This is a genomic window from Sphingopyxis sp. (genome assembly GCF_035686825.1).
Lineage (GTDB): Bacteria > Pseudomonadota > Alphaproteobacteria > Sphingomonadales > Sphingomonadaceae > Sphingopyxis.
Window position 1 is genome coordinate 485438 of sequence record NZ_DASRYZ010000004.1, and the last position, 10218, is coordinate 495655.

The 10218-nt window shown below is 59.7% G+C and carries 13 protein-coding genes; 11 read left to right on the forward strand and 2 right to left on the reverse strand.

The window, feature by feature from the left end; all coding sequences use genetic code 11:
* Positions 1–40 precede the first annotated feature (40 nt).
* Together VFG17_RS11070 and VFG17_RS11075 are read left to right on the forward strand one after the other, a co-directional pair.
* Positions 41–277: a hypothetical protein gene (locus VFG17_RS11070; RefSeq protein ID WP_325029519.1), complete on the forward strand. Its 237-nt coding sequence runs from the start codon at positions 41–43 to the stop codon at positions 275–277.
* Between the two features lie 77 nt (positions 278–354).
* Entirely contained in the window at positions 355–1056 is a 702-nt protein-coding gene (locus VFG17_RS11075) for a hypothetical protein (RefSeq protein ID WP_325029520.1), read from the forward strand.
* A 33-nt stretch (positions 1057–1089) separates the two neighbouring features.
* Here VFG17_RS11075 and VFG17_RS11080 read toward each other — a convergent pair whose 3' ends face one another.
* Positions 1090–1281: a hypothetical protein gene (locus VFG17_RS11080; protein WP_325029521.1), complete on the reverse strand. Its 192-nt coding sequence runs from the start codon at positions 1279–1281 to the stop codon at positions 1090–1092.
* Positions 1282–1573: 292 nt separating this feature from the next.
* On the opposite strand from VFG17_RS11080, the gene VFG17_RS11085 reads away from it, so the two are divergent.
* From VFG17_RS11085 to VFG17_RS11115, 7 genes are all read left to right on the forward strand, one after another.
* On the forward strand, positions 1574–2218 hold the full coding sequence (locus tag VFG17_RS11085) for a hypothetical protein (protein ID WP_325029522.1): 645 nt from the start codon (positions 1574–1576) through the stop codon (positions 2216–2218).
* An 11-nt stretch (positions 2219–2229) separates the two neighbouring features.
* Entirely contained in the window at positions 2230–2415 is a 186-nt protein-coding gene (locus VFG17_RS11090) for a hypothetical protein (protein WP_325029523.1), read from the forward strand.
* Positions 2416–2430: 15 nt separating this feature from the next.
* A complete protein-coding gene (locus tag VFG17_RS11095) occupies positions 2431–2691 on the forward strand; it encodes a hypothetical protein (RefSeq protein ID WP_325029524.1) in 261 nt (86 codons plus the stop codon).
* A gap of 74 nt (positions 2692–2765) precedes the next feature.
* Entirely contained in the window at positions 2766–3242 is a 477-nt protein-coding gene (locus tag VFG17_RS11100; RefSeq protein WP_325029525.1) for a hypothetical protein, read from the forward strand.
* 108 nt (positions 3243–3350) lie between these two features.
* Positions 3351–5036, forward strand: coding sequence for an ATP-binding protein (locus VFG17_RS11105; protein WP_325029526.1), 1686 nt, complete (start codon positions 3351–3353; stop codon positions 5034–5036).
* A 70-nt stretch (positions 5037–5106) separates the two neighbouring features.
* Entirely contained in the window at positions 5107–5295 is a 189-nt protein-coding gene (locus VFG17_RS11110) for a hypothetical protein (protein ID WP_325029527.1), read from the forward strand.
* Positions 5296–5660: 365 nt separating this feature from the next.
* Entirely contained in the window at positions 5661–7913 is a 2253-nt protein-coding gene (locus VFG17_RS11115; RefSeq protein WP_325029528.1) for an HsdM family class I SAM-dependent methyltransferase, read from the forward strand.
* Here the strand turns inward: VFG17_RS11115 and VFG17_RS11120 are convergent.
* Positions 7844–8604 (reverse strand): IS5 family transposase gene (locus tag VFG17_RS11120; RefSeq protein ID WP_325029545.1). Its coding sequence is split into 2 segments (ribosomal slippage): positions 7844–8280 and positions 8280–8604, totalling 762 coding nucleotides; the frame shifts between segments, so codons are not numbered across the junction. The two genes, VFG17_RS11115 and VFG17_RS11120, sit on opposite strands and share 70 nt — an antisense overlap.
* 111 nt (positions 8605–8715) lie before the next feature.
* Here VFG17_RS11120 and VFG17_RS11125 point away from each other — a divergent pair.
* Both VFG17_RS11125 and VFG17_RS11130 read left to right on the forward strand, forming a co-directional pair.
* Positions 8716–9549, forward strand: coding sequence for a hypothetical protein (locus VFG17_RS11125; protein ID WP_325029529.1), 834 nt, complete (start codon positions 8716–8718; stop codon positions 9547–9549).
* 1 nt (position 9550) lies between these two features.
* Positions 9551–10081 (forward strand): hypothetical protein, encoded by a 531-nt coding sequence (locus tag VFG17_RS11130; RefSeq protein ID WP_325029530.1) that lies wholly within the window; start codon positions 9551–9553, stop codon positions 10079–10081.
* Positions 10082–10218 lie beyond the last annotated feature (137 nt).

The following is a 10218-nucleotide window of genomic DNA, read 5'->3' on the forward strand; positions in this document are numbered from 1 at the left end:
TTGCCTTGGCTGCCTGACCATAGCCGAAAAGGATCCGACGATGTTGAATCCATTCCAGCAAATTTGCACCGCCGCATATAGTGAAGGTGACTTTGCCCACATTGAAAGCGCCGAGCAGGCTCGCAATGTGGGCGATCCGCTCTTTGCCTTTCTTTTGGCCGAGCTTGCATCGAGCGAGGGCTGTGATCGCCGCGAAGAAGCGCTGCGCCGTCTGGAAATGGCTACGGCGGATATTCGCCGTGTTATCGACGCGATCGATCAAATGGCTGCCATCTGATCGATCCAGCCTCCCCGAGCGCCGCCGTGCGCTGAGTGCCGGTACATATCCACGTCATAGCCGAACAGGATTATATCATGTCCGACATTAGTATCCGCGCCTTCGCGCAATTGCTCGCGCGTGCCCGTGCCGCGATCGAAACGCCGGCCGACCTCGATGACGCGGCCCGCACCGCGGTGATCGAGGATATCGCCGCGTTCGGGGACAATCTTGCACAGAATGCGATTCCGTGGGGCTTCGACATCCACATCGGCTCGATCGATCATAAACATGGCACCAACCATTATGCCGCGCTGACCCAGGAAGCGCTGATGGCGGAGGTCGCGGAATATTGCCGGATATGGTGGTCCGAAATCGATGATGAGCGCGATCCGGCGACACTCGACGATGAAATGATCGCGACCACCTATTTCGAAGATCATCCAACCGAATATCTCAAGACCGACCGCGTCCATATCAATCCGCCAAGCGCTAACATGCAGACATCCAGCCTCGAGACCGGGCACTATTGCGTTGTTACCACGGCCCATCTGTCGAATGCGACGGCGGGCATGCTTGATGAATGGTGCGCAGCGGCAACCGCCGACCGGCCGATCAATGTTGCGAGCACCATTTACGGATGGTTTGTACCGGCGCGCGACGTGGATGAGCCGACGCGGGCCAAGCTGCCAGCCGACCTCCTCGCCGCGATGAAATTTGCTCGCGCACATGGCTTCGACCATATCCTGTTCGACTGCGACGCCGGCAGCGTCGAGGCGTTACCGAAACATGACTGGTGAAGCCTGTCCTTGGTATGTTTGGCCTTGTTCTCGCTAAGCCTGCGCCCGCGCATCGAGTGTTTCCAGCCGATCGGCGGCAAGCTCCGCGACGTTGGCCTGGATCACATGGCCGCGATTGCGCAGGATTTCGCCGAGATCCCTGACCATCGCGATCAGATCGCCGGTCGGGAGCGGACCATCAAGCGCGCGCAACAGATGGCGTTCTTCCTCGTCCAGTTCTCGCATCTTCATTCTCCGCGGGACGCATTTTGGGCAGACCTGCAATCTAGCACATTCTGACGACTGCCGGTGGCGTCAATTCTCCACTCGACGATGAATTGCAGCGCCACGACGTGCACCGCACGAACCCGGTCCCGAGGGGCGCCCGCTCGCTTGCCTACCCGTCGCCATCGATCGACGGATGTGGGACACCGCAGCTGCGGGTACTTGGGTTGGCTTCCATTGCCCCGCCAAGTGGGAGGAGAGAGGGAAGGGCCGGGGCGGGCGCAAGAGGCGTCCGGACGAAGGAGTCCGTCCCATGTCCTACGATGTCGCATTCCGCTTCCAGCAGGCGCTTGATCCTTCGGCACTCTCGACGCTGCCGGCCTGCCTCCACGCGCTGATTGCAGCCATCAAGGACTGCCGAAATGCCGGCAATCCCGACGAAACCGATCCGGCGGTGTTGTTGCTCGCGCGGCATCTCGGTGCCGTTGCGGGCGCCGCGGGGGGCGACGACGCCGCGCTTCGGCGCGCCTGCATGGACCGCATTGCCGACATGCGCAGCAAATCCACACTCGTCGTGCTTGCGCATAGGGGCGTCAGTTACGATGAGCAGGCAAAGAAGCTTTTCCATAGCGATGGTCGCAAGGCCTTGAAGCGGCTTGCCGAGGCTCTTCGCATCGAGGACGGCAGCTATGACCTTCGCTCGAACAAGGGCGGCATCGCGGTCAGCGGCGAGATCATCCTTCATGGTGAGGAAATCTATGTCCAGCTCGGGCTTGGCATCGGATCCGGCCATGAGGTGATGTTCCGCCGTGTCGCCGGGCGGAAGGACTATTGCGGCGACCGCAACCACTGGGCCGCGGTCGGCGAACTGCTCGTTCCTGAGCGCCTCGCCGCGCGCATCCGGCGCGAGCTGCACCTCGTCGACCCCGGGACGCCGCTGATGCGGCTGGTCGCCTGAGGAGATATCCCATGGACATTATCGTTTCGCGTTCCCGCATCGCGGGGGCGCTGCCCCATTATGTCTATCGCGCGTTGGTTCCGGTCGAGGGGGTTCCGGTGGAGCGCTGTGTGATGGCTGGCACCGTTACCGCGCCCCGGATAGCCGGACGCGTCGCTTGCATTCGGATTGCTCCGATCATTGCGCCCGAGCGCTAACTCGCGACCCACCCTGTGGAGCGGGCCGCGCTTGCCTCCCGCGTCGGGGCCGTCGGACGCCGGATCGAGTGGCTGATCATTCGCACCTTCTTCCCCGAGATGACCGCGGACTCGTTACCGATTGTCTACCAGCTCGACCCTGATCCGGGCGACGCCTGCGTCTGGTCCAATATCGACGATCTCACCGGCATCTTCGATCGCGTCGAGCGCGAGTTCGCAAGTCTCACAGCTACCGACCTCGGTCTGCGTCAGCGCGACGGCCTCTGGGCTGCCTGATTGCCGTCGTCGACGAACTGCCCAGGGCGCCTGCCTTTCGCATGAATACTTCACTCCAGCAGAAAGGTCCTTCGATGACGGTCATCGGACATAATCACATCCGGAAAGTCGAGAACTTCGACAGGTTCGATATTCTCGCGCACCCGCTTCCCCATCGTGACGACCGCGTTTTCTATCCGGCAGAGCCCGATGGCTTTGGCGCCGTGACCTATGCTTCGCACGACGTGATGATCGCGAGGCCGACCGGCGTCGGTAGCAAGGGCCGGCTCGCGATACTGATGCACCATGGCGGCGGCCGTCACGTCCTCGAATTCTACGAAAGCACCTTGCCGATCGCTTCGGCGCTGCTCGCGCTTCCGGAACGTGAGCAATATGCGCTCGCCTATACGATCTTCGAGCAAGCGGACGAATGCTCTGCCGGAGCGCGCTCCGCCGAGGCGGAGCGATGGGCTGAGGCCTATGTCGACGGGCGCATCCGAAAGCGGCGTCGCGGACGCGCGCGGCATATCTATGTCGAAACCGAGGCCGAGAAGGCACTTCGTGCCGCGTGAACCCCAAGCTGCCCACGCAAAGGCTCGGGACCGATCGCCATCGGCCGAGAGGAAAGGGGGCACGAGTGTGCGGCGGCGATGAGGCTGCCGTGCAAACGGAGAATTTCCATGACGCTTCCCGCTCAAATCCGCCCGTTCGTCGGCGAACAACTCATCACCAAGGTATCGCGCCTGTTCAACGGGACGATCACTGACGTTCTCAACGAACTTTTCCAGAATGCCCGCCGTGCCGGTTCGCAGCGGATCGACGTCGATCTCGGCGATCATGAAGGCAAGCCGGCCCTCTTCATTGCCGACGACGGCGCCGGCATCGATGATCCCGCCGCGTTCGTGACGCTCGGCCTCTCTGGCTGGAGCGACCAGATCGGACGGCGGGAAGACCCCGCCGGAATGGGGGTGTTCAGTCTCGCCGGGAAGCGCGTGACCGTTCGATCCTTTTCGAAAACCGCCAATTCTGGATGGGCGATCACGATCCCCGAAGATGGGTGGCAGGGAGAACAGCCACTGACGGTCGAAGCCTGCGAGGTCCGCAAAGGCACGCAGATCATCATCGCCATGCCTGTCGAATGGTTGCCCAATCTCCTGTCGAAGGTCGAAGCCGCGGCGAAGCATTTTCCAATACCAGTCCGTTCTCAGGGCGCGGTCTTGCTGCGCGAGGATTTCCTCAAGGGCGCCTGCCGGATCGAGGAGTGGCGTGGCTGCCGGATCGGAATCTTCAGAGATTCCTATGACATCGCGAGCGACCCGCGCATCAATTTTCATGGCGTCAAAGTTCCCTGCCGAATGCCCGCCATCGGGGAAATTGACGCACGGCGGAAATGGACGGTCCGGATCGATATCGTCGACGCGTCCTCGCTCCAGCTCGTTTTGCCAGCGCGCAAGGAGATGGTCGAGAATGCCGCACTCGCCGATCTGCGGGTTGAAGTGCAAGCAGCCATTTACCGGTCCATCGCGCTCAAGGGCGAGCATCGCCTGTCGTTCACAGACTGGAAGTGCGCGATTGCGCTTGGCGTCGACCTTCCCGAAGCCAGCCCATGGCTCTGTGCATGGCGTCCGCGAACTGCGGACGGCAACGCCTTCGTCGAGGACGAGCGCGTCGAAGCTGTCCCGATGATCCTGATACCCAGGCACGAGGCCGATATCGAACAATGCGCGGCGAAGGTGTTGACCGAGGAGACACTCGGCTTCCGGCCAGTCTTCGCTGAAGACAAGTTCTCCGGCTATCGATGGTACGACGTGCTTCCGCGCGTCCCCGGCCTGCCCTTTGCAGTCGAATGGCAGGGCCAACTGTTCCACTATGCCGACGATGACCAGATGCTCGAGCATGTTGAATCGGGCGGGGTGACGGCGATCACCCTTGATGTTCCGATAGTTCGCTCCGCCGGGCTCGATGAACCCGCCGCGATGCTGAGCCTTCCTGTCGATATGCTCGTCTGCGCGAACGCGAGCAGCCATGTCGACGAAGCACATGTTTTTGTCCGGGAAGGCGCAATCGTCACGCCCCAGGCGCTCGCGCAGCTGATCGAGGATGCGGTTTTCGCTTACGACGAGGATTGCGACAGCGACAGCTGGGGCAGGCAGCATGACGATTTCATCCGCGATGCACGCAACTTCGCGAACAAGCTCCTCCTCGGAAAGGACGAGGCACTCCTCGAACAGATACGAACGGCCTTCCGCGACGATGTCCAATGGCTGATCCCGGAGGGGCGAACCCTCACCCTGGAGGCCGATGTCGCCAAGGTTCGAATTGCTCTGGCAGTCACTGATTCCGAAACCGAGCCCACCGCTGCATAGCATTCGGACCAAGCCAGGCTGGCGACCTTGCGTCCGCCTCCGCCCTTACCCACACATGCCGGAGTGAGCCATGACCGCCCTGTCACCCCTGCGGGCGCGGCTCGCCTCGTTCGACCACGCCTATGCCGTAGCGATTCAGCGCCGCGGCACCACCGGCCGTGGTCAGTTCATCATGTGGACCGGCAATCCGATCCAGCCATTTCGTGTTTCTCTGACTTTGCCGACACTCGGTGAGCAACTGCTGGTCTGGGTAGCCTGAGGCCCCCATTGCCCGAGCACACATTTGGCGTAGGCGCCATTCATATTAGACAACGACCTCACCAGATGCATGTCGCTCCGTCAGATTCCTAAGCCAAGCGTCAACACGTCGAGCTTCAAAGAAATTTGGTCAGGAATGCGCCTCAAGTCGGTCGTTCGATCACCGATTGAGATGCGCTTCAAAGCAGTCATTCTGCCGATGCGCTAGCCGGTTTTAGATCATTGCGGTTGCATGAAGAGTCCGCTCGCGATATCTGAATACCAGCGGCTGGGCGTCGCCGTAATTTTCAGGGGGCACCATGAGCGACGGTAGCGGCAAAACCGTGCTTCATTCCCGATTCCGCCCCAGTCTACTGCGCTGAACCAATGATCCCGTTCAAGGATATCATAGTGGAGCACGGGGGGGATCCAGCCTGCTTCCTCAACTTTGATGATGAGGATGACCAAGTTCACCTCTTGCCTTACGCCACGCTGTCAGCAGCACGATCAACAGGGAAGACCGATCCAATTTCGGCACTGATGGGCGTGTACGAGTGGCAGAGCGGGCCATTGTTTATGCTTGTCGATGGCGACGCGGTGACGGGTGACCCGGAAGGATTGGCGCGTCTCCGGCGCTTGGTCGCAATGCGCGGCGACGCTCCGTACATCGCGGTGCTCCAGATGGGGAGGCTCAGCTTTCACAGCGTCGGCTTGGACAATGAATCCTTCGACGCAACGCGGGCAATTTCCGAAGAGCTGGACGACCTCGGCATGGTCATCCCATTCATCGCTAATACACGGCCGAATGCGTCGTCGCGTCAGGTCTGGATCAGCGACGTAATTTTGAACCTTTTGACGGCCGCGCTCGATGCCCTCGTGGCTCTGAAAATCGACGACGGGGACGCTATTTCGCTAGTGGGGCGAGCGCTATTTACGCGCTTCTTGGCTGATCGCGGGCTGTTGCCCAACACTGTTAGCCAAGCTTGCGATGGCGGAATCAACCACCTTTTTGACAGCGCTGCAAGCGCGGCAAAGGTGTCGGTCTGGCTTGATGAAACTTTCAACGGTGATTTCCTGCCGCTGTCGGACGCCAGCATCCAATCCATTCCGGAAGCGGCGTTCCAGACCGTTGGAAACATCATGCGGCGGGCCCCGGACGGGCAATTGCCGATCGAATGGGCGGAGGATTGGGCAAGGCTCGATTTTGCACACATCCCCGTGGGGGTACTGAGTCAAGCTTATGAGCGCTACTTGGGCCGGCACCAGAAGGACAAGCAGCGTAAGGAGGGCAGCTACTATACGCCGAGGCACATCGCCGATCTTATGGTTCATGCAACGTTCGCGACCTTGCGGCGCGAAGGCGTAGCGCACACGGCGAAAATACTAGACCCGGCGGCGGGGGCGGGAGTTTTTTTGATCACCGCGTTTCGGCAAATCGTAAAAGAGCGTTGGCAGCACGATGGCAAAAGGCCCGACACGAAGGCGCTCCGCCAGATTCTCTACGACCAAATCCGCGGATTTGATATCAATGACTCCGCGCTGCGCTTCGCGGCACTTGGTCTTTATCTAATCTCGATCGAACTCGATGCTGCACCCAAGCCCGTCGAGAAGCTCAAGTTCAGCCGAGATCTTCGTCAGACCGTCATTTTTGAACTCGGTCAGCGCGACGAGGCAGCAGATGGCAGCCTCGGAAGTCTGGGCGACCAAGTCGGCCCCGAGCACGCTGGCCAATATGATCTGGTGATCGGGAATCCGCCCTGGTCTTCTGCAACAGGTCTCGCCGACTGGCCATCGGTCATCAAGAGAACAGCTCAGATCGCCCGCGAACGATTGAACGACCGGATCGCGGCGCCGCTTCCCAACGAAGCGCTCGATTTGCCGTTTGTCTGGCGCGCAATGGAATGGGCGAAACCGGACGGACAGATCGCCTTCGCCTTGCATGGCCGCCTGCTATTTCAACGTGGCGAAGGCATGGACAAGGCGCTTGCGGCGCTCTGCCGGGCTATCGATATTACCGGTGTGGTGAACGGCGCAGAGGTTCGCCAATCGCAGGTTTGGCCCAAAGTGGCTGCGCCATTTTGCTTGTTCTTTGCTCGCAATCGGTGCTCCGCCGCGGGCTCCGCTTTTCGGTACGTCAGCCCCCATCTAGAAGGCCCGCTTACTGCCAGCGGAGGGTGGAGGATTGACCCGGCCGATACCGAAACCATCGCAATCGACGAGCTAAGACAAAGACCCGAGCTACTGAAAATCCTGTTTCGGGGCACGCGGCTCGACCTTGACATCTTCGAGCGCTTGTCCGCGACGCAATTTTCGACATTTGGAGAGTATTGGCAGGGTCTGCATGGCGGTACCGTCAACCAACCGAACTGCGCCGGAAAAGGCTTCGGAAATCTCTTTGAAGGTAGCAGGCCCAATCCCCTCGAAAACGATCTGCCCGGCTATTCCGCGGAAAAAATGCTCGATTTGCCTTTTCTGGATCACGAAGCGTTTCGTAGCGTGCTCTTGGACACGTCGAGCTTCCGACTGTTTCGTGATCTGGGCATGCCACGTCTAGGGTCAGGACTCATTGATCAGAGCCAGAAGATGACGGTTGCGGCGAGAGCGATGGCGGAGAAGAAGGCTCTGGGGCATCTGTCGTAACGCGTAGCGACCCGCCTCCAGTCCTTGAGGCGACCGAACATGATCTCGATGCGGTTGCGGCGTTTGTAGCGACGCTTGTCGTATTTTACGGTCTTGTTCCGTATTTTTCGGCCCGGGATGCAGGGCGTGATCCCCTTTTCCTGCAAGGCGTCGCGGAACCAGTCGGCATCATAGCCTCGGTCTGCCAGCATCCATTGCGCTTTGGGCAAACTGTCGAGCAAAGCGGCTGCGCCAGTGTAATCGCTGACCTGCCCAGCGGTCATGAAGAAGCTGATCGGACGACCATTCGCATCGGTCACAGCATGCAGCTTGGTGTTCATGCCGCCCTTCGTGCGGCCGATCAGGCGTCCCGGACCCCCCTTTTTACCCCAAGGCTGGACGCCGTGCGGTGCGCTTTGAGATAGGTCGCGTCGATCATGATCGTCTTGCGTTCGGGAGCCTGAGGTGTCGCCAGGCCTTCCATCATGCGGATGAAGATGCCTTTGTCGCTCCACCGCTTCCAGCGATTGTAGAGCGTCTTTGCCGGGCCATATTCTCTCGGCGCATCCCGCCACCTCAGCCCATTACGATTGACGAAGATGATACCGCTCAGAACGCGCCGGTCATCAACCCGCGCACGGCCATGGCTCTTCGGAAAATAGGGCTGAAGACGCGCCATCTGCTCGTCCGTCAGCCAATACAAATCACTCATCATTCAGGCTCCTCGCGGTGAGCCTGAATCACAGCGGCCTGCTCAAATCAATGGGTCCTGACCCTAGATCAGCGGCGCTCGCTGAGCCTCTATACTGGGCCGATGCTGCTAGTGAAAAAGTCCCCCGATGCCAGAGACGGGCGGATCAGGACGGCCGTTTCGCTAGACGACCTGACATTCAACCAAAGCTATTACGGCTATACCGCGCATCGTCAGGAATCGGCCCCCGATTTAGTCAAATATCTTTGCCTGATTATCAGTAGCAAAATCGCGCTTTGGCACGCCTTGATCACAAGCGGTGGCTTCGGTGTTGAACGCGACCCGGTCGAGAAATTTGTTATCCAAGAAGCTCCGTTGCTGCCTTTCGAGACGCTAACGGCAGAGGATCGCGCATGCGCTACCGCGCTTTTTGCTGAGCTCGCAGACGCCGAAACACCTGAGGTTTGGCAGAAAGTCGACGAGTGGGTGGGATCACTGTTCGATCTCACACCCGATGACATACAGGTGATCTCCGACACACTCGCCTTTGCGCTCCCCTTCGGTAAAAACCGAATCGCAGCTCAGGCGCCCGTTGGCGCACTTGCTCGAGCAGCTTTCTCCGAACGGTTGGAAGCTGAGCTAGCTCCTTGGGGTGAGAATTTCGGTCGCCAGTTTACTATCACGGCTGTGGAGGCGCCGCCATTGTCGCCCTGGCAATTTATCGCGGTCGCAGCCGGCGCCGGCGAGAGGAAGGCGTTGGCCGATCGGCCACTTATGGAAGCAATGCGGCATATGGCAGACACGATGTCCGCAAGCGAACTTCTGTATTGGGATGAGCAATTGGATTGCCTTTTCGTAGGCCGGCTTAATCAGGCGCGCTATTGGTCGGTTAGCCAAGCGCGTCTCGTGGCGCGGCGCATTATCTGGGCCAATGTCGATTTTCTGTCGGGCAGGCGCACTGCATAACATGGCAGTTAAGCAGGCGCGCCCCAACCATATAGCTGAGTTAACCAGCGGTGTGCGTTTGCCTCTGGTTCAGATCGACGATCGTCATTTGAAGATAATCCTCGAGACGATCTCGCTGGCATGGCATGAGCTTCTCGCCAATGGAACCCCGGCTTTGCTCAGCGGTGACGAGGCTGAGGTAAACGCCCTCCTCGAGCCACGGCTCAATCATTTCTGCCAAACGCAGAGGCTTTGGAAGGATCTGGTTCACTCAGTGCATCGAGGCCGAGAATCAATGAGTTATAACGGTGCCAAGATTGAAGGTCGACCCGATCTGTCGCTCGTATTCACCGTCGGCAACCGCAATTTTCCTTTCTGCATCGAGTGCAAGATCATCGATCATCCAAACGCAAAGCGCGTTGGTCTATACTGCAAAGAGGGTATCGCACGTTTCGTTGCCGGGGAATATGCATGGGCGCACCGTTCGGCGATCATGCTGGCTTATGTCCGGGACGGTTCATGCGTGACGAGTAGGCTCGCACCTTATCTGTAACCGTGTCCTGAAGGCCGCCTTGCGGGAAGCTGCTCTGGGGTGCTGATAGCCGCTCTTTGCGAGGAGCGGTGATGAACGAGGATGTTGGAGCGTCGGGAGCGAGTGCTCTTACGACCGGTCATATGAGTAATCGTATG